The organism is Leptospira sanjuanensis (genome assembly GCF_022267325.1).
Taxonomy (GTDB): Bacteria; Spirochaetota; Leptospiria; order Leptospirales; family Leptospiraceae; genus Leptospira; species Leptospira sanjuanensis.
Map to the genome: position 1 here is coordinate 3009824 of NZ_JAIZBG010000001.1, position 21250 is coordinate 3031073.

General features: G+C 46.7%; 22 protein-coding genes. 10 read left to right on the forward strand and 12 right to left on the reverse strand.

Translation table 11 applies throughout. The features are described 5' to 3' along the window. Positions 1-7: 7 nt before the first annotated feature. From lexA to LFX25_RS13590, 6 genes are all read right to left on the reverse strand, one after another. Positions 8-619: a transcriptional repressor LexA gene (lexA, locus tag LFX25_RS13565; protein WP_118956277.1), complete on the reverse strand. Its 612-nt coding sequence runs from the start codon at positions 617-619 to the stop codon at positions 8-10. Between the two features lie 301 nt (positions 620-920). After that, a complete protein-coding gene (locus LFX25_RS13570; protein WP_238730713.1) occupies positions 921-1112 on the reverse strand; it encodes a hypothetical protein in 192 nt (63 codons plus the stop codon). Between the two features lie 207 nt (positions 1113-1319). Next, a complete protein-coding gene (locus LFX25_RS13575; protein WP_238730714.1) occupies positions 1320-1790 on the reverse strand; it encodes a type II toxin-antitoxin system HicB family antitoxin in 471 nt (156 codons plus the stop codon). 131 nt (positions 1791-1921) lie between these two features. Then, a complete protein-coding gene (locus tag LFX25_RS13580; RefSeq protein ID WP_238730715.1) occupies positions 1922-3100 on the reverse strand; it encodes an efflux RND transporter periplasmic adaptor subunit in 1179 nt (392 codons plus the stop codon). Between the two features lie 23 nt (positions 3101-3123). Beyond that, positions 3124-4674 carry a TolC family protein gene (locus tag LFX25_RS13585; RefSeq protein ID WP_238730716.1) on the reverse strand — a complete coding sequence of 517 codons (1551 nt, stop codon included), beginning with the start codon at positions 4672-4674 and terminating at the stop codon, positions 3124-3126. Then, positions 4650-5219, reverse strand: coding sequence for a hypothetical protein (locus tag LFX25_RS13590; protein ID WP_238730717.1), 570 nt, complete (start codon positions 5217-5219; stop codon positions 4650-4652). The genes LFX25_RS13585 and LFX25_RS13590 overlap by 25 nt, the downstream gene beginning before the upstream one ends. Before the next feature lie 297 nt (positions 5220-5516). Here LFX25_RS13590 and LFX25_RS13595 point away from each other — a divergent pair, with 297 nt between their 5' ends. After that, entirely contained in the window at positions 5517-6056 is a 540-nt protein-coding gene (locus tag LFX25_RS13595; RefSeq protein WP_238730718.1) for a DUF1564 domain-containing protein, read from the forward strand. Between the two features lie 149 nt (positions 6057-6205). On the opposite strand, the gene LFX25_RS13600 is transcribed toward LFX25_RS13595, so the two are convergent. Then, positions 6206-7774, reverse strand: coding sequence for a tetratricopeptide repeat protein (locus LFX25_RS13600; RefSeq protein ID WP_238730719.1), 1569 nt, complete (start codon positions 7772-7774; stop codon positions 6206-6208). 114 nt (positions 7775-7888) lie between these two features. On the opposite strand from LFX25_RS13600, the gene LFX25_RS13605 reads away from it, so the two are divergent. From LFX25_RS13605 to LFX25_RS13635, 7 genes are all read left to right on the forward strand, one after another. Further along, positions 7889-8413 carry an ABC transporter permease gene (locus LFX25_RS13605; protein WP_238730720.1) on the forward strand — a complete coding sequence of 175 codons (525 nt, stop codon included), beginning with the start codon at positions 7889-7891 and terminating at the stop codon, positions 8411-8413. Then, positions 8410-9075, forward strand: a complete 666-nt coding sequence (locus LFX25_RS13610; RefSeq protein WP_238730721.1) for an ABC transporter ATP-binding protein — start codon at positions 8410-8412, stop codon at positions 9073-9075. Before LFX25_RS13605 ends, LFX25_RS13610 begins: the two co-directional genes overlap by 4 nt. Beyond that, positions 9072-9968, forward strand: a complete 897-nt coding sequence (locus LFX25_RS13615) for an ROK family protein (protein ID WP_238730722.1) — start codon at positions 9072-9074, stop codon at positions 9966-9968. The genes LFX25_RS13610 and LFX25_RS13615 overlap by 4 nt, the downstream gene beginning before the upstream one ends. Beyond that, positions 9965-10315, forward strand: a complete 351-nt coding sequence (locus LFX25_RS13620; RefSeq protein WP_238730723.1) for a histidine triad nucleotide-binding protein — start codon at positions 9965-9967, stop codon at positions 10313-10315. Before LFX25_RS13615 ends, LFX25_RS13620 begins: the two co-directional genes overlap by 4 nt. 23 nt (positions 10316-10338) lie before the next feature. Then, positions 10339-11349 (forward strand): lysylphosphatidylglycerol synthase transmembrane domain-containing protein, encoded by a 1011-nt coding sequence (locus tag LFX25_RS13625; RefSeq protein WP_238730724.1) that lies wholly within the window; start codon positions 10339-10341, stop codon positions 11347-11349. A gap of 73 nt (positions 11350-11422) precedes the next feature. Further along, complete coding sequence (locus tag LFX25_RS13630; protein ID WP_238730725.1) at positions 11423-13267, forward strand: ATP-binding protein; 1845 nt, start codon at positions 11423-11425, stop codon at positions 13265-13267. Between the two features lie 25 nt (positions 13268-13292). Then, on the forward strand, positions 13293-13700 hold the full coding sequence (locus LFX25_RS13635) for a response regulator (protein ID WP_238730726.1): 408 nt from the start codon (positions 13293-13295) through the stop codon (positions 13698-13700). An 84-nt stretch (positions 13701-13784) separates the two neighbouring features. Here the strand turns inward: LFX25_RS13635 and LFX25_RS13640 are convergent, their stop codons facing one another. Both LFX25_RS13640 and LFX25_RS13645 read right to left on the reverse strand, forming a co-directional pair. Next, on the reverse strand, positions 13785-14222 hold the full coding sequence (locus LFX25_RS13640) for an LA_2478/LA_2722/LA_4182 family protein (protein WP_238730727.1): 438 nt from the start codon (positions 14220-14222) through the stop codon (positions 13785-13787). 62 nt (positions 14223-14284) lie between these two features. Then, on the reverse strand, positions 14285-15757 hold the full coding sequence (locus LFX25_RS13645) for an adenylate/guanylate cyclase domain-containing protein (RefSeq protein WP_238731603.1): 1473 nt from the start codon (positions 15755-15757) through the stop codon (positions 14285-14287). Positions 15758-16747: 990 nt separating this feature from the next. Between LFX25_RS13645 and LFX25_RS13650 the strand changes: the two genes are divergently transcribed. After that, a complete protein-coding gene (locus LFX25_RS13650; protein WP_238730728.1) occupies positions 16748-18037 on the forward strand; it encodes a beta-ketoacyl-[acyl-carrier-protein] synthase family protein in 1290 nt (429 codons plus the stop codon). Between the two features lie 10 nt (positions 18038-18047). Continuing rightward, a complete protein-coding gene (locus LFX25_RS13655) occupies positions 18048-18575 on the forward strand; it encodes a SiaB family protein kinase (RefSeq protein WP_238730729.1) in 528 nt (175 codons plus the stop codon). Here LFX25_RS13655 and LFX25_RS13660 read toward each other — a convergent pair. The 3 genes from LFX25_RS13660 to LFX25_RS13670 form a co-directional block, all read right to left on the reverse strand. After that, positions 18550-19368, reverse strand: a complete 819-nt coding sequence (locus LFX25_RS13660; protein WP_238730730.1) for a PP2C family protein-serine/threonine phosphatase — start codon at positions 19366-19368, stop codon at positions 18550-18552. The genes LFX25_RS13655 and LFX25_RS13660 overlap by 26 nt on opposite strands. 160 nt (positions 19369-19528) lie before the next feature. Further along, positions 19529-20287 carry an SDR family NAD(P)-dependent oxidoreductase gene (locus LFX25_RS13665; RefSeq protein ID WP_238730731.1) on the reverse strand — a complete coding sequence of 253 codons (759 nt, stop codon included), beginning with the start codon at positions 20285-20287 and terminating at the stop codon, positions 19529-19531. Positions 20288-20325: 38 nt separating this feature from the next. Continuing rightward, positions 20326-21207 carry an acyl-CoA thioesterase gene (locus LFX25_RS13670; protein WP_238730732.1) on the reverse strand — a complete coding sequence of 294 codons (882 nt, stop codon included), beginning with the start codon at positions 21205-21207 and terminating at the stop codon, positions 20326-20328. Between the last annotated feature and the right edge of the window lie 43 nt (positions 21208-21250).

The window sequence follows — 21250 nt, forward strand, 5'->3', positions numbered from 1 at the left end:
CTGTCAATCAGTAAATTCGATACAATCCGATCAGCTTACCCATCACCGTTGCTTTCTTGGTTTTGATCGGTTTGTATTTCGGATTTCTCGCTTCGAGTCGAATCTGATCCTGCTCTTTATAATATACTTTCAACGTGGCCTCGTCCTCAATGAGCGCGACTACGATTTCACCGTTGCGTGCAATATCCCGTTTTTCGATGATCGCGATATCGCCGTCGTTGATTCCCGCTTCCACCATCGAATCTCCCTGAACCCGAAGCGCATACATGGGAACGTTACCTTTTGCCATCTCGTCGGGAACGGGAATATAGGATTCGATGTTTTCTTCCGCGAAGATCGGAAGACCGGCCGCAACTCGACCGATTACGGGAATACTCGTCGCTTGTACGGGAAGAGATTCCATCGGGCTTTGACGGATGAGTTCTATCGCACGGGATTGGTTCTTGGCGGTCTTGAGATATCCCTTTTTTTCGATTGCCTTGAGGTGATCGTAAGCGCCTTTTGCGGTGATTCCGAACTCGTCTCCGATTTCCCGGATCGTTGGAGGAAAACCGCGTTCCTTAATGATTGCAGTAATGAATGTGAGGACAGCCTGTTGCTTGTCTGTCAGGTCTTTCATACTAAACAACTTAGTAGTGAATAAATGCTAAGTCAACACAAAAATAGTAAAACTTGTCGGGGGATTGTGATCGGCGGGTTTAGTTCCTCCGGGGAACCCATCCGCATCCCAATTGATTTCAGCATTTAGTTTCTCATAGTGATTTATGAGTTCAGTAATCGAGTCGCGAAAATATCTAACTTTCGCATGAATGATCGTCGCTTTTTATATCGACGAGGCTCGTAGTTGAGTTCGGGTTCTAAGTCAGTCAAAAGTTTCAAGGACCATTTCGATTCGGAGTAGTACAAGCGCATTCACTAAATCAAGAAAACTGCTGCCATAGATTCGGCTTTTCCTTTTCTTTCCAATCGATCTTTCCCAAAATCTCGTCGACCGTAAAGGATATCTCTTTAATCTTTCCAACCGATTTTAACTTTAATAAAGCATAATACATTTTTTCTAAATGTTTCCGAATATATTCGATATGCGGTTCGTTCGTATTGGAGACGCCCATATATTCCCTACCGAATTCCGAAAAAAATCTGGGCTTATTGTCTTGAAGAGGCTGGATATTTTCATTCCAACAAAGGAGGACTCTTTTTCCTCCCGTGGAAATTTTAGTTTCAATAAAAGTAAATTCCTCAGGAAGATAATTCTGCAAAAAATCAAGTGCATTGCAATATTTGATCTTTTTTACAGAAGACATAATAAATAGCTAATATTATGCGGCGACTGTATTGCGTTTTACTTCAATTAAATCGATTTTAAGTTTAATCTCTTCGGTCAAATCATATATCTGAGGTTGCTTCTTTGTCCCTCTGATCGTCTCGACCTGATCCTTATCATAATGATATGCACAAATGACTTCTAAAGCCTCCAAAGACAATTTATCTTTGATCTTTTCATAGGCATTCAAATAAACCTGATCAAGCTGATTTTCGAATATATCCTTAATTCGATTTTCCTTAAATAAAGCCTGCATATTAACGGAAATCGCCGAGGCTAAATTATCTTTAGCAATTTCTATGGAATCCCCGTATGCAAAAATTCCGAACTTAGGACAATACGAATATACATACGTATCATCTTCAATCGTAAAGATAACGGGAACTTCAATGTGCGTTGTTAGCGCTGAAATGATTGCTTTTCCAATAGCAACACATTTGTTTATTATTTCATCTGACTGGAGCATAAAAAAGACAAACCCGTCCTAATATTCACCTATGTTATTTAATCGTCAATAATTATCAACCCTTTAGAAATTCTTAAGAATGATCATAAAATTTTAACATTACCCAACTTCCTAAATATCGAAAACTTCAACTACAACTTCAAGTATTCGCTTTTTAAAATGAACGAACCTTTGGAAACGATCTGCGCTCCTTCTTTCAAACCCGCTTTGATGACAACCTCGTCTCCGACCGTATCACCCGTAATGACTTCGGTCGCCTCAAAACTTCCGTCTTCGTTTTGGAGAAAGACGATCGATTTTCCTTCGATCTCATGTACCGCTTCGAGAGGAACCGTGCGTCTCGGTTCGCCCGTATTCACGACCATTCCTTTCACCTTTGCGGTCACGGATTGTCCCGGTTTCAGTTTTCCGTTCCGGTTGGAAACCATGATTCGAAGTTTGGCGGTTCGTTTGATATTATCCAGAACCGTTCCCACGTATGCAACCTCGCCCTTAATCCCGGGAGATTTTTCATCACCGAGAGGATAAATCATCGCGTCGGCTCCTTCGGCGATCGTGCCCAAATCCTTTTCATACACTTCGAGAAGAACCATCAGATTGGTGAGATTGGCGATCGTAAACAGATCCTCGTTTCTTGTGACCTGTTGTCCCTGCACGGCCTTTCTTTCGGTGACTTCTCCGTTGATCGGACTGCGGAGAACGAGGTTGGAGGAAACGTAAACCCCTCTTTCGATTCCGGCGATTTCGCCCGGCGTCAAACCGTAGTTTTCCAGTTTGATCCGAGTCGTTTCCACTTCGGTCTTTGCGGTTTTATACTGCATGTTCGCGAACTCGTAGTCCTTCGCGGAGGTCACTTTCATGTCGAAGAGTTCCTTGGCCCGGTCCGCTTGAAGTTTCAACGCTTCGAGACTCGCTCTTGCTTTCACATAAGAAGCTTCCACTTCTCCGAGAACGACCGAAGAAAGAATCGCAAGAGGAGAACCTTGACTAACCCGATCCCCTTCGCGTACGAGAACCTTTTTGATTCTCGCTTCCACGGTGGAACCGGCTCTCGCCATACTTTCCGGATCGTAGGAAATTCTTCCCGGAAGAGCGACCTCGTCAAAGGCGGAAACTTCTTTAAGAGCGACTAACGTGAGAGGATGTCGTTTTAAAATCTCCTCGGAAACGGTGAATCTGTTTTTACTGACCGCTACGGGCTTTTTCTCTTCCGCTTTTTTGGAGAAGAATTTTTTGTAACCGAAGTATCCCGCGCTTACGATCGCAAGAAGGATAAGAGTCGTTCTATAACGGTTTAAGAAATTGATCATACAAATCTCCGGGATGGGGCTTTTTAATCCCTCTCTGTTTTTTTACCGACCGCCGCCTTGTAAATTTCGACCGCATTGTAGTAGAGATACAATACTTCGTAATAATCTCTGAGGACCGTAAGATAATTCTTTTCGGCCTGGAGAAAGGTCACCTGATCGGACGCACCACGGACATACGCTATCCTGGATTTTTGTTCCAACTGTTTGTTTTTCTGTAATAGATTGATTCGTTCGTATTTGGCGAGAAGGTCTTCTCGCGCGAGAAGTTCCTTCTTGGAAGCTTCGATTTCCTCATTGACCTCGCGCTTTTTGGCTTCGAGCGCGAGTTCGAACTTTTTATGTTCTTCTTTAGCCGAAAGAACCTTTCCCTGACCTCGGTCGTTCAACGGAAGAGGAATCGTAGCGAATACGCCAGCGTAGTGTTCGTTGCCCTTGATTCTCCATTCGCCTCCGACCTGGAGATAGCCGAGGGCTTCCCTTCTTTGGAGATCGATGTTGAGCTTCTTCTCTTTAACGCGTTCTTCCAGAGCGGCGATGTCGGGACGGTTGACCGAAGCGATCGTGGAATCCTTAAGCCGAAGACCTAAGTCCTCTAAGGATTTGAATTTCATCTCCGATTTGAAAGCGAATATTCCTTCCGATTCCTTGATTCCGGTAAGAATTCTCAGCTCTTTTTCGACGAACTGCCTGCGCACGAGCGCGTCGCGGTAAAACTTCTCGACCTGAATTCTTTCCAACTCGAGACGTTCGAATTCGAGAGGAGAAATGTCGCCCTTTTCCACGCGAAACTTCGTGAGTTCCAGAAGGTCGCTGTAATTTTCGTAAAATTCTTTATTATAATCTACTAAATTAGTTAGGAAGATATAAGTCCAATAGTTCTGTCTCAGTCTGAGCCTAAAAAGCCTGTCGAAGTTGTCGAATTCTCCGAGAACCGCTTCGAAGGATTTTTTAGCGACCTTGGATCGGAGAGAAATGATTCCGTACACGTCCACATCTTGATAGAGGGCAGGCGCAATCTCCGTGCTTCCTCCTTGCGATCCGTTTGCACCGAGAATCTGCGGCCCGGAGTTTCCACCGCCGCCCGGAACCCCAATGAATTGTTGTTGGTATTGTACGATCGGGTTTCTATACAAAGAAGCTGTAATCACCCTTCCCCGTTCGATTCCCATGTTTTGTTTTTCCGCGAGATACAACGGATTGTTCGAGACCGCGTATTCCGTCAGACGTTCCACGTCCCAGTCGATGATCTTTCCGGAAAAAACGGATTGGCCGTAGGTCGTCGAACTTTGCGGCTGAACTTGTGATTGCGTTTGCGACTCGATCTGCGTTTGATTTTGCGCGTCCTTTGTCCCTTGCGATTTTTTTTCTTCGGGAGAATTGGAACTCGCGTTCGATTTCTTTTTGTCTTCTTCCTCGGCGAGGTTAGGCTCGAGCGGGATTACCTCCGCAGTCGTAGTAATCGGAAAAATCAAAACGACGGCGAGTCCGAGCAATCCGAAGAGAAACCATTTCTTAGGAAATTTCGGCGCTCCTGCGGGCTTAGGGCTGATTAAAACATTCTGTGAAGATACCATTTCCCCTGCACTTTCTTAAAGTATGGATTGAGAAGTTCCTTCTCCAGTTCTACGTTATTTTTGAATCGAAGCTTTAATTCGCATTCGGTCATACTTTCGTAATAGAACTCGACTTCGATTCCGCCGGAAAGTAAAAACAAATCCCGAACCGTTCGAACGTTCTCCGAATTCTTCTGTTTTTTCAAAAGCTCCCGGTCAAAAAAATACGTCTCGAAATAATTCCCTTTTTTTAGAAGTTCCTTTCTAATTTCTTCACGAGTCCAAATTCCTTTCAGATCAAGAAGCAATCCGTCCTTGGGAGAAACCTGATCTCCGAGTTTGGAAAAATCTTTCCGGACCGTATCTTCCACGAGGGTTTTCATCAACTGAAGAATCTCCGGCGTGTCCAACGTATGATCGCCCGTATGACCCGCGAGAAACACTTTTCCGGCCCGAATTTCCGGTGCTTTTAAGTCGGTTCTGGAAAGAAAAATCTCTCTTTCGGATGCGGTTGTCTCGGTCGTCTTGCAGGAGAATAAGACGATTGCGATGAATGAGATGATCATTAGTGCGCGGCTCGATGCGTTCCACGAATTGGAGATTCTTGGAGAAAGGTCTAACGGTCTTTGCACCGAGTTTTGTTGAACTGCAAAATATGTCTTCTTCGCGAACATGAGAAATCGGGACTCGGGTCCAGTCTCTGAGAATCGATCGTAAAGTCGAATCAAGTTTTGTTTTTTATTCGAACCTATTTTGAACGGTTACAATCGGGTTCTTCGGTCCGGGTCTTGCGTTTTTCTACGCTATACGAATTTTTTTGGGTCGATATGCGCTTTGTTTACGCATTTCGGAACCGAACGGATATGGGATATTTATTGCTGGATGCGGATCGGGAGATTCGCTCAACCCTTCAAAAAGATCGAATGGAAACCGTGACGTTGTTGATTCCGGAAGAAACGTGGCTTCGTTTTTCCGAAGATGAAGCTCGAAGACTTCCGAAGAAAATTCCGCAGATGTTACGGACGTATGCGAAATATCTCGCTGCTCAAAAACGTTTGGGGAAGAATGCAGGACGAACCTTGTATCAACCGAGTCCGGGAAAATCCAAAATGAAACGAGTGAATGTTCGTTTGAGTCCCGGAAGCTGGACCTTGTTCGGAACGTTAGCGCAAGCTCACGGAGTATCGCGTTGTTTTCTTTTCAATTATTTGTTGTGGTTAGATTTTGCCGGGGTTGGCGGATCCGTCTTTGATACTTTGAATGCGGGAGTTCCCACATTTCACACGAACTACAGTTACATCCTGCACCTCGATTTAGCCTACAACCAAGTAATCCGAAAGCTCAACTGCGAGCCCGACTCCCTATTCTACACATTAGATTACAGAGATTGGTATCCCGACTAAAAACGAAACATCATCCGAAACGTTTTTCAAAAAATCTCAGCGAACAAGAGGGAAGACATGTCCCGACAACAAAACCATAAATCGGAAACGAACCCGTCGACTCCCGACCCCAAAACCGACAAAACAAAAAGCCCTAAACGCATCCCGCGTTAAGCGCCCTTTGCTTCCAAACGAAGAGCCTTCTTCAAAAGCTCTTCCAAGTCCTTACCGTAAATCACGTTCAATAACGAAGAATTATCCGTAAGAAAACGTTTTGCACCTTCGGTGAACTCCGCATCACCGATGATAAAGGCTTTATCCACGCCCAACTCTTTGATCTGCCCGATCGTATCCCGCAGAAAAATATCGGAGATCTTCGCGTCCTTCCATTTGCGAAACTTAAACAAAGAACGAGTCTCCTTATCCGTCTTATTTAAACCGGTAAGATTCAGACCGTCCCCTTCTTTATTCGGAACCTCGCGGCTCACCGTATAATTCAGAGCCATCACGATCCGTACGCAAAGATTCTTGAACTCGACGCCTTTCAATTGTCTATAATGATCCAGCACACCGACGCCGATCTTAGAAACGTCGGCAAGAAGTTTGTTGCCTTGGTCGTCCAAGATCCCTTTGATATGAAAGGACTTGGAAGACTTGAGTCCCGAAAGTTCGTAAAAACGTTCGACCGGAAAGAGTTCTCCGAAAATTCTCCCGATCTCTTCGTCCAAGGAGAATCCGCTCTGCGCCTTAGCGGGGTCCGTTCGTTTCGTCTCCAACTGGAATTTATAGTTCGCAAGTTCCAAAATTCTTCTGTCGTCGATTCGTTCGGACTCGGCTTCGATGAGATATTCGCTGGCTTCTTCCAGCTTACCGAGTTTCACGGCCAACAGGGAAAAGTAAACGTCCGAGTCGATCATCTCCTGTTTCCAACCGCTGTTCCGCGCCATCTCCATACAAAGCCTCGCGTGTTTCAAACCTTCTCCCAAATTTCTCTGGAGAATAAAACAACACATCAAAAACTGAAAGATCGTATAACGCACATAATCGTCTTCGATAAGATCCGCGACCGAGTTGGCGACCTTAACCGCTTCTTCATATTTCCCGTCCCTCGCTAAACTCAACGCATATAAAAATCCGCCCACGGGAGAAGCCGGGTCCAACTCATACGCCTTCGCGAAGAATTCAACCGGATTTCCTTTCCGCAACACCGCGGCAATCACACCCTTTCCGATAAAGATGGAAGCGTTCTTAATCTTATCGTTGGAAATCTTTCCTAAGAATCGATCGGCAATCGCAAATTCCTTTTGCCCCAAGGCCATAAATCCGATTCGAATATTCGCTTCCACGTTTTCCGGATCGATCGTTACGGTATCCAAATAGTGAAAGAGAGCTTCTTCGAATAAATCCTGTTGGTAATAAATATCCGCAATCCGGTTGGAAACCGCGACCTCGTTGATCCCCTTTTCGTAGGTTCCGATCTTTTTGATTTTCTCGAGATGCCGAGCCTCGTTGGTCGTATCCCCTTCCATCGCGTAGATTTTCGCGATCACATAGTGGGCTCGTACATTCGAGGGAGAACTGTCCAAAATGTCCCGAATGATAACTCGCGCATCCACGTAATTCCCCATGGCGGCGAGGGCTAGGGCCTTTTCGTAAGCGTCTTTCTTGGTCTGGATCAGAAAGGATCCAAACGCAACGATCAGAATGATTCCAATTGCTACAAGAATGACGAAGATCATTTTTTTTGTTTTTCTTTCAGGTTCCGGTTAGTAAATGGATAAAATCCTGAGAATGGATCCGGGATTTGCCCGAACTTGGGATAAAATCCTACTTTTTACAGAAACGAAAACCAGATGGGAAAACTTACCTACTTCAGATTTGCGTATTCTATTGTAAAACGCGATATTACAATCAGTATTCTTCATATAGGATTTTCCGTTTTATTTTGTTTTTTTCTGATCTTCGGGATCTTTCTGCTTCGGATGGATAAGGTTCCCTCTAACCCTTCTAGTATCGAACTCTTCCGGAATTATCCACAGTTGGTTTTATTGCTGAGCGCGGCCGCTTTGACATTTATGGCGATTACCCGAACCCTTCTACGCACTTCCGACGCGGGGATTATGATGGCGGTCGGGGGAAATCGGATCGGAACCGTACGGCTTTTGGTGGCGGAACTCTGGATTCTTCACGGACTCGGATTTCTCCTAAGCGTAATCGCTACGGTGTTTTTTCCACCCTGGGTTTCCGAAGGTTCGAGCCTCCTCGATTACCTGAAAGCGTTTCTGATTCTGATTGCCTTGATCTCGGGAATCGGAGCGGCGATCGCCTTGATTCTCACCTTTTTAGATCCATACCGGTCGATTCGGAGGGGCAAATGATTCTTCGCATCAACGATCTTTCGCGAGAATACGGAAAATCGAAGGCCGTCAACGGAGTTTCCTTCGACATGAACCAATCCGACTATGTCGCAATCGTAGGCCCGTCCGGTTCCGGAAAAACCACTCTGCTTTCCATGATCACCGGAATGTTGTCCAGTTCCAGCGGAGAAGTCTACTTTGACACGACCAAGGTCAGCGAAATGGGAAAGGGCTCGCTCGCCAATTTCCGCGCGAGAAACATAGGACTCATCTTTCAGTTTTCGGAATTGCTTCCTCACCTAGACGTAGAGGAGAACATTCTTCTTCCCGCGCTTCTCGTGGGAAAGTTCAGCCAAAAGGAATATTTGGAAAAATGCGAATATCTGATCTCCAGTCTTCATCTCGAATCGATCCGCAAAAGTTATCCGAGTAAACTTTCGGGCGGACAAATCCAAATGACCGCGATCGCACGGTCGCTTATCAACGAACCGGAACTTCTTCTTGCGGACGAACCTTCGGGAGATTTGGACCCGGAGAACAGCGAACTCGTGCGCAATCTTCTCTACGATTTCAATTCCAGAGGACTTACGATTCTATTAGTGACTCATGATATGAATCTCGCATTCGACGCAAAAACGATCTACGAAATGAGAGAGGGAGCGTTTACCCGGGTGGTAAAATGAAATCCTATCTCGGAATCGACATCGGAGCCGGAAGCATCAAGGCAAGTCTCGTCGATACGCAAGGAACGGTTTTAAAAAGCACGTCGCGCGCAACCGGTGCGGAAACGGACGAAAAACAATTCCTCGATTCTCTCTGCAATATCGTTTCCGAAATGAAAGACGATTCCCTTACGGCGGTAGGCATCGGAAGTCCGGGACCCATCGATTCCGATAGCGGAATTCTCATCGAATCAGCCAATCTTCCCCTTCTCAAAAACGTGGCTCTCGTAGATCATCTCAAGAAGAACTTTCAAATTCCGGTATATTATAATAATGACGCAAATCTTGCCGCCCTCGGCGAATATCGTTTCGGATTGGGTAAGAATTCCACGAATCTCGTCATTCTTACCTTAGGAACGGGACTCGGCGGAGGTTGGGTGTATCAGGGAAAATTGTTCGGCGGCTACAAAGGAAGCGGAATGGAAGCGGGTCACGTCACTTATTTCCCGAACGGCTCCTTGTGCGGCTGCGGACAAAGAGGCTGCACCGAAGCGTATTTCAGCGCGAGCGGATTCTTACATCGATACAAGGAGCAAACCGGACAGACGCTCGGTTCCGCGGAGGAATTCTTCGACAAAAGCCGCAAGGGAGAAGCGACCGCCGTGGCATTGTTAAACGAAGGAATCGACGCCCTCGCCCAACTGTGCAGAACACTGATTCATACGATCAATCCCGAAAAGATCGTATTCACCGGAGGGCTCGTAAAATCCTGGGATCTTTTCGGGAATCCTCTTCGACAAAGAATCCAGGAAATCATCTTTCCGATCTTTCGAACATACACACAAATCCTGCCCGGAGGAAACGTATCCGGAGCCTTAGGCGCCGCCGCGCTTTGTATGGAGAATCACGAATGAACGACCCCGATTGTATCTTCTGCAAAATCGTCCGTAAGGAAATTCCCGCAAAAATCGCGTTTGAAGACGAGGAAATATTAGCATTTCATGATATAACTCCGCAGGCGCCCGTACATATCGTTTTTATCCCGAAAAAACACGTAACGTCTCTCGCACACGTCGAAAACGAAGACGCATCCTTGCTCGGAAACATTCTTCTTAGAATGCGCGACACCGCAAAGGAACTGGGAATCGCAGAAAACGGTTACAGAATCGTAAACAACACGGGGAAAAACGGAGGACAGACGGTCTTTCACATTCATTTTCATCTTTTGGCGGAACGACGGATGATCTGGCCTCCGGGTTGAGAGTTTAAACAAGGAACAACACATTGAAACGAATTTTATTGGGAGTGATCGTCAGCGTCGTCGCTCTCGGATTTTTATTTTCCAAACTGGATCTAGGCGAGTTCGCAAGAATTCAGGAACGCTGGGAACCGTTTTATCTGATTCCCTTTTGTATCTCTTCGATTTGGGGTTTGATCCTTTTTTCCTGGAGATGGCATCTTCTGATGGGAAAACAAATCCGTTTCCGTTACGCTCTTCTTTCCTCGTTTATCGGAGTCGGCGCGAACATGTTTCTGCCGGCGCGGGGCGGAGATATCTTCCGTTTATATTTTTGCAAAAAAGAATCCGATCTTCAATATCCGACGCTCGTCACCGCTCTCTTCATCGAAAAGGTTCTGGATTTTTCGTTTATCTTCTCCGCGGGAATCTGCGCGCTCATGTTTCTGGGAATCAAAGACGAAGGCAGCGATACGTTCTTTATCATTTCTTCCCTCGTCATCGTGGGAATTTTTGTCGGACTTATCGCGGTTCGTTTTTTAAACGAGACGATCATCGACATTCTGGCTTGGATCGCGGGCCTTGCGGGTAAGAAAGATTGGTTTCTCCATAAACTCGCGCATTACATCCGAGACCTCGGAAACTTTTTAGTTTTAAAACGTTTTATCGTTCCCGCAATTTTAACGGCGCTTACCTGGTTGATCGGATACGCGCTCAGTTACGGAATTCTTCTTAAACTTGTGGGAATTCCAATGAGTTATCCGGGAATCGTATTCATCATGTTCGCCGGTGCGGTCGGTGTGATGGTTCCGTCCGCGCCTTCCGGCGCGGGAGTATTCCACGCTTCGGTCACCTCCTCCTTCGTTTTGATGGGAAGAAAAGCTTCGGAAGGTTTGTTCTACGCGACAACCGTCCACCTTACGCAATTCGTTCTACAGAGCGTGTTCGCCGTGATTCTTTATTTGTATTGGATCGTGGACAGAAGGAAACGCGGACTCGGAAAAGCGGAATTTTCCCTTAAGGAATCCGAAGTCATCGAAGAAGAAAGCGAGGAATAAAAAACCCGAAATCCAATGGGAAAGTATCCCGTTTTTCGTATAATATATTCTGGGAAGAATATTGGCGAAAAACATGAACGAAACAAAACTTTCCTTTCCCTGGTCCGCGGTGCGCTTTTTTAAAATAGAAACGCGGATCATTCTTCCTTTCGTTCTAGGTTGTATTCTGTTGATCGTCCTGTTAGGCGTTCTTCTTTTTTATTATCAAAAAAAGAATACGGAAACCGTTTCGATCCGAAACGTGAAATCGATCGCGGATCAAATGCTCGCGCTTCGCGTATATTATTCGGACAACATCGTCAGCAAGGCTTTGCGCGAACATACCGAAGTCACCTATAAATACAAAGCCGTCGCAAAAAGTATTCCTCTTCCCGCGACCTTCGTCAAAGAATTCGGCGCACATCTCACCGATCGGTTCGAAGGAATCCGAGTCGAGTTATTCAGCGATTACCCGTTTCCGAATCGGTCAAAACCGAACGGCTTGGACGAATTTCAAAGGGAAGCTTTATACCGTTTAAAACGAAATCCCGGAAATCCGATCTACGTTTTTAGGGAAATCGACGGACAACCTTACATTCGTTATGCGCTCGCGGACCGTATGCAGGCTTCCTGCGTTCAATGTCACAATACTCATCCGGAATCTCCTAAAAAAGATTGGAAAGTCGGAGACGTTCGAGGTGTTCTAGAAGTCAGCATCCCGGTCAGTCAGACCGAAAGCGGCGCGGATATGATTCTCTTTTCCACGATCGCGATCCTGATCGGACTCGGAACGATCTTCGTCGTCAATCAAACGAGAAGCAAACAAAACGAAGCGATCATTCTCGAACTCAACTCGAATCTTGAAAAGAAAGTCGAAACGAGAACGGCGGAACTCGCCAAGTCCAACGAAGACCTCACGCAGGCCGTGGACGAACTCGAAAAATTAATGCGAAATCTGAAGGACACACAAAACCAGCTTTTGCTTTCGGAAAAACTCGCGGCGCTCGGTCAATTAGCCGCCGGAATTACGCACGAACTCAACACGCCTCTCGGCGCGATCTCTTCGTCGTCCCGATCCATACTCGAAGTGGTTCAAAACGAACTGAAAAATATACCGAGCCTTCTTTCCAATTTGGACGAGGAAGACACAAAGAAGTTCAGCGCCATCCTGGAAGAGGCTTTGAAACACGTTTCCGAATCCGCGATTCTTTCCAATCGGGGAATTCGTCAGGAATTAACCCGTCGTTTGGAAGCCGCCGGAATTTCCAATTCGTATAGGATCGCAAATCTCGCGGCGGATCTGGGTCTTCACGATATGGGCGACGATCTGATTTCTCTCATCCAAACTTCGAAAGCGCTCGAGATCTTAACGGCGGTCTCTTCGTTTATCACGATCGTACGAGTGAGCAACGTCATCTCGATTGCGACGAGCAAAGCTTCCCGAGTCGTAAACGCCCTAAAGAATTACCTGCGTCCTTCCAAGGAGGAAAAGGAAGGCGGGCCGGAAAGCGTGGACCTTCACACCGAGATCGAAAATATTCTAGTACTATATCATAATAAAATAAGATACGGAGTCGAAATCGTTAAGGACTACCGGACTTCCAAAAAATGTCTGGGGGACGCGGACAAACTGAACCAGGTTTGGATCAACCTTTTGAACAACGGTCTTCAAGCCATGAACTACAAAGGAAAGATTGAAATCTCGATCCACGAAGAGGATTCCTGGATCGTGGTCTCCTGGACCGATTCCGGCGCGGGAATCCCTCAAGAGATTCAAGGTAAGATTTTCGATCCTTTCTTTACGACCAAAAAACAGGGAGAAGGAATGGGGCTGGGGCTTGACATCTGCAAAAAAATAATCGATAATCTCGGTGGAAGGATCGAATTCGAAAGTTCGCCGGGCCGCACAAAATTCAGCGTATGGCTCAAGAGCGCCTAACGTATTCCAAGGACGGTACTTTCAGTTGACTTTAGAAAAAGAACCCAACGTGATTCTCTGCGTGGACGACGAACCGATCATTCTTCTTTCCTTAGTGCAGGAACTGAAAAACAAACTCGGACACGAATTCATCTTTGAAACGGCACAAGACTCGGACGAAGGTCTGGAAGTGATAGACGATCTGATTTCGAAAGGAACGAAGGTGGTTTTGATTCTTTCCGATTGGCTGATGCCGGGAGTCAACGGAGACGACTTTCTGATTCAGGTTCATCGAAAGTATCCGCATATCCGTTCGATTTTAGTGACCGGTCATCTCGAAGAAGGCGTTTCGGAACGGGTAAAGGAAGAAGCGGGAACTTTCACGATCATTTCCAAACCGTGGAACTCGGACGAGCTAGTCAAAGCGGTTCAATTCTGCTGCAAACAAAACTAAAATCCGATCCGATCGAAAAACCGATTCAATAAAAGAACTGCGAAGTCCGGACGAATTTCTTCGCCGAACTTCGATTCAACGAAATTACTTCTTAGCTAAAAACTGACAAGATTCCGATTTTTGGATCGGATTGTTCGGAGACATCATCTCCGCACAGCTCGTCTTTTCGATCACCGCCAAACAATCCTTAGCTGCTTGGATCTTTTCGGGAGTCGCGTTCTTCCACTCGTCTTCCTCTTTCGCTCCGGTCTTCGCTCTTTGAGCCGCCGCGCTTTCTTCCATCGAAGTCAGACAGGCTTCTTTACTTTGAAGCATGGGAGGAATAAACTTCTTCTGAGACTCGGGCATCTTACTGAATTGTTCCTGAGCGCATTCCACGGTTTTCGCGCAGGTGATTTCCTTGGATTTAGTAGCAAGCGCCTGCATTTCGGCCGCAAGATTCCCGCCGGACCCTTTTCCGCAATTCGCTGCGAAAATCAACGCCGCGATCGAAACGAACAAACTCTTTTTTATACGGTTCATAACCCTATCCTTTTTAAAAGCAAGAGAATGAACCGCCCGTTCTTTTTGAAAATAAATTTTTTCTAAATCGCGTTCGCAAACTCCCTTTGGTCTTCGGTTTTAAAAAGTTTATGCACGGTTGCTTTTTGCCCCACTCCCTTAAGAGAGGCTTCGTGTCTTTCGGCTTCGTATCCTCTTTGAATCAATTCTTCGCGGATTCCGGGGCTGGAAAGAATCGGCTCCGTCACCCAGATTTCTCCGGCGGACGCAAGCGCCTGCACGCGAGCCGCGATGTTCACGCTTTGTCCGAAGTAATCCAGTCGTTCGTCGTTGACGACCGCAAGCGCCGGTCCTTCGTTTAAACCGACTTTTAAACCGATCTCATGTCCGTGTTCCTTGAATTCTTCGTTCATGCGATCGATGCGCGACATCATTTCCAGCGACGCGAACAATCCTTCGATCGGACTGGAAAAGGTCGCCATGATCGCGTCTCCCATCGTTTTTACGATCGCCCCGTTGTGTTTTTTCACGGTTTCGGAAAGTAGACGGAAATGTTCCTGCACCAATCGATACGCGAGAATGTCCCCGGCCTTGTCGTACATCTCGGTCGATCCTCTCAGATCCGTAAAAAGGATCGTAAGACTTTTTACGTTCAGATTCAGTTTGTTGCTGAGCTGTTGAACGCGGAACAATTCGCGGAAGGTCTGGTTGTTCAAAAGCATCTTCGCCGTCAAAAACGGTTCGATCACCGTGGGATGTTTATCAATGATTTCTAATATTCTTTTGGAGTTCGGTCGAATGACCAAGAATCCGGCCTTCGCGATCGTACGATTGGAAATCTTAACTTCGTATTCCCCGGGAGAAAGATGAAGTTCGATCGGAGTGAATCCGGTCGGCAGCAGACTCAGATCCACGATTCGATCCGGAGTCGTTTCCTTCTCGTCGAAATACAAAAATACCGCCGAATTATTCTCCACCGAACTGAATTGATACGCGGGAACGTTCGTCGCGTCGAGTAGAATCGTGCGGGTCGCTCCGGGTTCGATCACTACAAGTTCGCGCGTGTTTGAAGAAATAAAATCCAGAAGTTCCTTCGACTTATGAAAGTTGCTCGAAATATGATATTTGAGATAAGTCTGTGCGTCCGTCAACGGATTGAGATTCTGTTTTCTCAGGGAAGAATTCACCGAAAAACTGACTTCCACCTGATCGTCCAGAGTGGTCGGCACGTCGAGATTGCAAATATAACAGTGAAAACTTTTTTCCTCGATCTGATCCAAAGAAGTATGGGAAGAAGTCACTCCTCCGCAGGCAGGACAAATCATGTTGTATGCGAAATCCAGAAGGCCGATCTTTCCCGCGTGAAGAAAAAGATCCAACGCTTCTCCGGTTTCAAATCCATTGTCCTTTGCGAAACGGATCGGATTGATCCGGTGCAGCTGCCATTCGTCTTGTGTCCTTAAATTCTCCATAAATCGGGAAATCGATTTTTTTGATAAGACCCCGAACCCTTCCAAGGCTTTTTTCTTTTGTTCGAAAAGAGTTTCGTTCCACATGACATTCTCCTCCGGAATTCCGCGATCCTGCCTCACGACCCATAGGGAGTGAGGCACTGAGTTTATCCTCACGACCGAACTCAGCAAGCGCCTTCTTGCAAGGCGGCGCTTAGGAAGCGAGGCACTGAGTTTATCCGACGACTCTAGCTTTTCCTCTTCCGATTATTTGGCAAGCATTTTGTAACTTTTTTTATTACATATTTCGCGACCCATAGGGAGCGAAATAGCCTGAGATAGCGGAGCGTATTATCGAAGGCTCTCAACAAAGTTGAGAAAACCAAGATCCTGCCGAACGACCCATAGGGAGTGAGGCATTGAGTTTATCCTCACGACCCATAGGGAGTGAGGCATTGAGTTTATCCTCACGACCCATAGGGAGCGAGGCATTGAGTTTATCCGAACGACCGAACTCAGCAAGCGTCTTCTTACGAGGCGGCGCTTAGGGAGTGAGGCGCTGAGTTCCGACTTTATATGTCCCCGGTCGGGATTTCCGGATTTCCCGAAAAACACGAATCAGGCGGATCATCGTAAGAGTTCCCACACTTTCGCGAATTCCGGATCGATCGACGACCGATTTTACGCTTTGTAAGAGTTCCCACGTTCTCGAGAAATATCGAACTTTAGGATATTCTTGCATTCTTCTCTGAAATTGTGGGAACTCCTTCGGAAAGATTTACGAGGGAACGTCGATTTTTGCGGGAACTCCCCTCCCTCGGCCTTTCATCGAGCCAAGAGGCAAAAAAGGAATATACGGTTTTTTTGATTTGATTTTTACCGTCCAATGTCGTACTTGAAAGTTCTTTCCTAAATCGGAACCTTCCTTTTAGTGAAACGATGAAATTCGAATGTGAATTTCTTAAAACGCGGTAAAAGTTTGTCGGAACAACTAAGAATACTTTCTTGACGAAATTCGGATTCCGTTCCCGGGAAATTCGCATCCCGAAAAAGCGTTATGCGCGTTTAAAGATCCGAGAGAAATACAAAGAGAATATGGACAAAACGAAAGTTAATAAAAATTCGAGGGTTGTGATTACGGGGATCGGAGTCGTTCTCCCCAATACCTATTCCGTGGATACGTTTTGGAAAAATCTTTCCGAAGGGAATTCCCAAATCGATTGGATTACGAGATTTCCCACCGATGATATGCCCGTCAAAGTCGCCGCGGAGATGAACAACTTCGATTGGAAAAAATTTCTCCCCGATCTAAACGAGAAACACGCAAAAAATTATAACCGCGAAACCTTCGCGATCATGGCTGCGATGGAGGAAGCGAGAAGAGACGCAAAACTCGAAAAGGATTCGGTCGATCCATCCAAAGTCGGCTTTATCGATTCTTCTTCAAGAGCGTCTCTTGCTTGGTGGGAACACGCCTGGAAACTCTATCACGAAGAACAGAATTCCGGCGTTTTCGATCGTTATTCCGTTTTGACTTCTATGGCTTCCAATCCGACCAACCTCACCGCGATCTACGCAAACATTCAAGGATTCGTAACAACGATCACCGCGGCTTGCGTAGGAGGTCATCACGCAATCAGTCTTTGTTATCAGGCGATCCGTAAAGGAAGAGCCGAAGTGATGTATGCGGGCGGTCACGAATTCCCTCTCATCAAACCGTTGATGATGATGTATTCCGATCCGGCGAGTTCGGTCATGTCTGCGGAAAAAGACAATCCGAAGGCGGCGATCAAACCGTATGATCGCAACCGGGACGGTTTTATCTTGGGAGAAGGCGCCGCCGTTCTTTGTATGGAAAGAATGGATCACGCTCTCGCGAGAGGAGCGAAAATCTACGCGGAAGTCTTGGGAACCTTCAGTTACAACGAGGCCGATCACGCGATGAGAATGGACTTAACCGGTAAAAAAGCGGCGACCGGTTTGAATCGTCTTTTGAAAATCAGCGGACTTCGTCTCGGAGACATCGACTACTTCTGCGGACACGGAACCGCGACGATTAACAACGATATGGCGGAAAGCCGCGCTCTTAAGGTTTTATACAACGGACTCGCTCGAAACAAATGGGCGCCTCTCGGTTCGATCAAACCGATTTTCGGTCATACGTTCGGAGCGGCGGGAATCATCAACGTCGCGGCGACCGCGCTCATGCTCGAAAAACAGACCCTCTGCCCTACGATCAATCTCAAGGACGTGGACCCCGAATGCGACCACGATCATATCACCGAAGGAGCGAGAAAAGTGCGGATGCGGAACGCGATCTCGATGGCATTCGCGATCGGAAGTCAGTCTTCTTTCGTAAGCCTCACCGCTCCCGATCTTCTTTAAAGGAATCCGAATGAAAAACGGCGGACTGCACAGACAATACGATCATTCCAAAAAGTTAAAGTCCGTCCTTTACTACCAAGGCGCGGTGACGCACGAAATCCTCGGAAGTCTTACGGAAATTCTCAAGGATAGGATCGCGAATGAAAAACGAAAGAACAAGATTCTCAATGTGTTCGTGGAAATGGCGCAGAACGTCAGTCACTATTCTCTGGAAAAGGAAGGGGATTACGGAGTGGGACTGATTCTCGTAAAAGAAAAAAGTCATATTCTCAAACTCTCCACCGCCAATTTTCTCAGCGCGGAAACCGCTTCCGTTCTGAGGACCAAACTGGAACATTTTTTATCCCTGACCGGAGAAGAAGTAAAGGAACTGTATCAGGAAAAGATCAAAGGAGAAAGACCGGAGGACAGCAAAGGTGCGGGTTTGGGATTTTTGGAAATATTAAAAAAATCTGATTTTCCGTTTCGTTCCGCGTTCGAGCCGACGGAAACCGGAGATTTCTTTTTTACTCTTACCGTTTTCTTTCGCCTGGGGTAAGCTTCCAAGGTTCCGCGTGCGACAACGCCATTTCTTTGACTTCGATCACGATGACCGAAGTATTGTCCTTGGTCATTCTTAGGTTGGCTTCTTCCGAAAGATGAGAACAAGCCTCTTTTGCGTTCGTCGCGTTCCGCAGAATTTCTTCGAGATCGTCGATCTTGATCACATCGGTCAGCCCGTCCGTACAAAGAAGAATCCTATCTCCTTCGTTCAGAGATCCGGTGATGTCGAACAGATCCATCTGAAGGTCGGTAGTACCGCCTCCGATACAACTCGTGATATAACTTCGGGGAATAGAATGTCCTTTGACCGTATCCGAAAAGGAATGATCCACCGTGATCTTGTGAACCCCTTGCGCGGAAAGATGATAGGCGCGGCTGTCTCCCATATTGAAGACGAGCACCTTTCTTCTTCCGAACAAAGCGCCGACTAACGTGGTTCCCATGCCCAGCCTTCCTGTGGCCTTTGCGTGATCGTTGATCTCGTGGTTGATTTTGCGGAATAAGTTCTGCCAACCGGCGCGGGGCAGTTCTTCCAAAGGCTGAATCGCCCGTTCCATCCACGCGAGTTTTTCCAACGTCATGCGGCTTGCGATTTCACCGGAGATATGTCCGCCCATTCCGTCTGCGAGCGCGAGAATCAACGGAGAGGCCGCGGAATCACGAATCCCTGCGGAGGAAAAAGAACCCGATACGGACCCGGCTACGATTTCACCGGATACGTACATAGAATCCTCGTTATGCGAACGAAAATTCCCCTTTTCCGTTATTCCAAAGTAGTTAATAATCATGGAGAAACACTGGAAATTGAAACAATCTCCACAATCTATTAGTAATATGTGTCAACGGCGAACTTCAAGAACAAATCTTCGCCAAATTCTTTTTTTAGAAAATAGACTGTTTCTAATGTTTTGATTCCAAAATTTTCTGCAACAGGTTTTCAAAAAAACCCTATTTCGCGGAGTAACCGCCGTCGACCGGAATCGCCGTCCCCGTAATAAAAGTGGAATCCTCTCCGCAGAGCCAGAGTACGGTTTTTGCGATCTCTTCCGGCGTTGCGATTCGGTGCATGGGATGCAACTTGACCAACTGCTTTTCCGCTTCGATCGGATCTTTGGCGAGATGAAAGAGTTCGTCCAGGATTTCGGTTTTAACCGCGCCCGGACAAATCGCGTTAATGCGAATATTCTTCTTTGCGTATTCCAAAGCGGCGCTTTTTGTTAATCCGACAACGCCGTGTTTGGCGGCCGAATAAGGATTGATTCCGACGACCCCGTTGATTCCCGAGATGGAGGAAACGTTCACGACGGCCCCTCCCCCTGCCTTGACGATTTCCGGGATTTGATACTTCATCGACAGCCAAGCGCCCTTGAGGTTCACGTTCACCACGTTATCCCAAACGTCTTCCGGATATTCGTGTAAGAGATGATTGACTCCCATGATTCCCGCGTTGTTGACTCCGAAATCCAATCTCCCGAATTTCTCCACGGCGGTATCGACGACCTTCTTCACTTGTTCCCCGGAAGTCACGTCGCAAACGACGAAATGAACGTCCCCGCCTTGAGAACGGACTTCCGATTCGAGTTTTTTTCCCTCGTCGAGTCTGCGTCCGCAAAACACGACTTTGACGCCTTTCGAGACAAACTCCCGTACGACTGCTTTTCCGATTCCGGTGCTGCCTCCGGTAACCATCGCGACTTTGTCTCTCATGGAATTCTCCGAAATGATATTCAAATTTTAGAATTTACTTAGATCAGCTTTCTCGTCTTTCCGTTGCGAACCCGGGAAAGATATTTTTTCAGATGTATGTTGATCGTTTCCAGATCGCCTAGTTCCTTTTCGATCGAAGAAACCTTCAGATCCTGTACGAGAACGAGCAGATAACGGAGTTCTTCCAGATGGACTTTCGCCTTGAGAATGTTTTTGATCTTTTCGGAAAGGATTCTGCTTCCCCAAGCTCCTGCGATGCGCACGGGAAGAAGAGCGGAAACAGATCGGATGTGTTCGAGAAGAGGTCCGTGTTCTTTGAGTTTGACCGCGTCCATCCTGTTTCCGAGCGAGTATACTTTCAAAATGAGATCGTGAGCGAGACGCAACACTTCCAACTTGTCAAAGCTGCGGATCTGCGCGGCTGCGGAAGATTTCGCGCTTTCCTTCTCCGCCGCATCGGTTCCCACGGGAGGAGAAGTATACGAAGGAATTTTTCCTTCCGTAAAAATTTTACGGAATCCTTCGGGAACGGGCACAACTTTACGGATGGAATAATCGAAAAACAAAACACGAATCTTAACAAGAGAAACCTTTTCTCTTCGATCGTCCTTGGAAAGACGGAACGTCAGATCGAAGGATTTTTCGCCGAGATTGTCCAACACGACGTCTATCTTGACGCGGTCGTTGTAAAGCAATTCTCCCTGATAGAGAATTCCCGCATTGGCAAAGATGATGCTCTTTCCGTAAATATCCGTTACCGAAAATCCGAGATACTGAAAGAACTGGAGATGCGCCTCCATCACGATGTCCAGAATCGAAGCGAAGGACACGTGTATATCCAGAGCCAGATCCGTTTTGCGGATCGCCAGCTCCGTCGAGAAATAATACTTCTCCGGAAATTCGATCTGTATGTCGGTCATAGATATTTCGAAATCCGCCGCGAAAACTCCCGTTGCGACATAA

Coding starts and splice junctions, on each gene's coding strand:
- LFX25_RS13590 (WP_238730717.1), bottom strand. CDS start 5,219: ATGATCATCTCATTCATCGCAATCGTCTTATTCTCCTGCAAGACGACC.
- LFX25_RS13630 (WP_238730725.1), top strand. CDS start 11,423: ATGAACGAAACAAAACTTTCCTTTCCCTGGTCCGCGGTGCGCTTTTTT.
- LFX25_RS13670 (WP_238730732.1), bottom strand. CDS start 21,207: ATGACCGACATACAGATCGAATTTCCGGAGAAGTATTATTTCTCGACG.
- LFX25_RS13575 (WP_238730714.1), bottom strand. CDS start 1,790: ATGCTCCAGTCAGATGAAATAATAAACAAATGTGTTGCTATTGGAAAA.
- LFX25_RS13660 (WP_238730730.1), bottom strand. CDS start 19,368: ATGATTATTAACTACTTTGGAATAACGGAAAAGGGGAATTTTCGTTCG.
- LFX25_RS13585 (WP_238730716.1), bottom strand. CDS start 4,674: ATGGTATCTTCACAGAATGTTTTAATCAGCCCTAAGCCCGCAGGAGCG.
- LFX25_RS13620 (WP_238730723.1), top strand. CDS start 9,965: ATGAACGACCCCGATTGTATCTTCTGCAAAATCGTCCGTAAGGAAATT.
- LFX25_RS13600 (WP_238730719.1), bottom strand. CDS start 7,774: ATGATCTTCGTCATTCTTGTAGCAATTGGAATCATTCTGATCGTTGCG.
- lexA (WP_118956277.1), bottom strand. CDS start 619: ATGAAAGACCTGACAGACAAGCAACAGGCTGTCCTCACATTCATTACT.
- LFX25_RS13640 (WP_238730727.1), bottom strand. CDS start 14,222: ATGAACCGTATAAAAAAGAGTTTGTTCGTTTCGATCGCGGCGTTGATT.
- LFX25_RS13615 (WP_238730722.1), top strand. CDS start 9,072: ATGAAATCCTATCTCGGAATCGACATCGGAGCCGGAAGCATCAAGGCA.
- LFX25_RS13570 (WP_238730713.1), bottom strand. CDS start 1,112: ATGGGCGTCTCCAATACGAACGAACCGCATATCGAATATATTCGGAAA.
- LFX25_RS13650 (WP_238730728.1), top strand. CDS start 16,748: ATGGACAAAACGAAAGTTAATAAAAATTCGAGGGTTGTGATTACGGGG.
- LFX25_RS13655 (WP_238730729.1), top strand. CDS start 18,048: ATGAAAAACGGCGGACTGCACAGACAATACGATCATTCCAAAAAGTTA.
- LFX25_RS13665 (WP_238730731.1), bottom strand. CDS start 20,287: ATGAGAGACAAAGTCGCGATGGTTACCGGAGGCAGCACCGGAATCGGA.
- LFX25_RS13605 (WP_238730720.1), top strand. CDS start 7,889: ATGGGAAAACTTACCTACTTCAGATTTGCGTATTCTATTGTAAAACGC.
- LFX25_RS13595 (WP_238730718.1), top strand. CDS start 5,517: ATGGGATATTTATTGCTGGATGCGGATCGGGAGATTCGCTCAACCCTT.
- LFX25_RS13580 (WP_238730715.1), bottom strand. CDS start 3,100: ATGATCAATTTCTTAAACCGTTATAGAACGACTCTTATCCTTCTTGCG.
- LFX25_RS13645 (WP_238731603.1), bottom strand. CDS start 15,757: ATGTGGAACGAAACTCTTTTCGAACAAAAGAAAAAAGCCTTGGAAGGG.
- LFX25_RS13610 (WP_238730721.1), top strand. CDS start 8,410: ATGATTCTTCGCATCAACGATCTTTCGCGAGAATACGGAAAATCGAAG.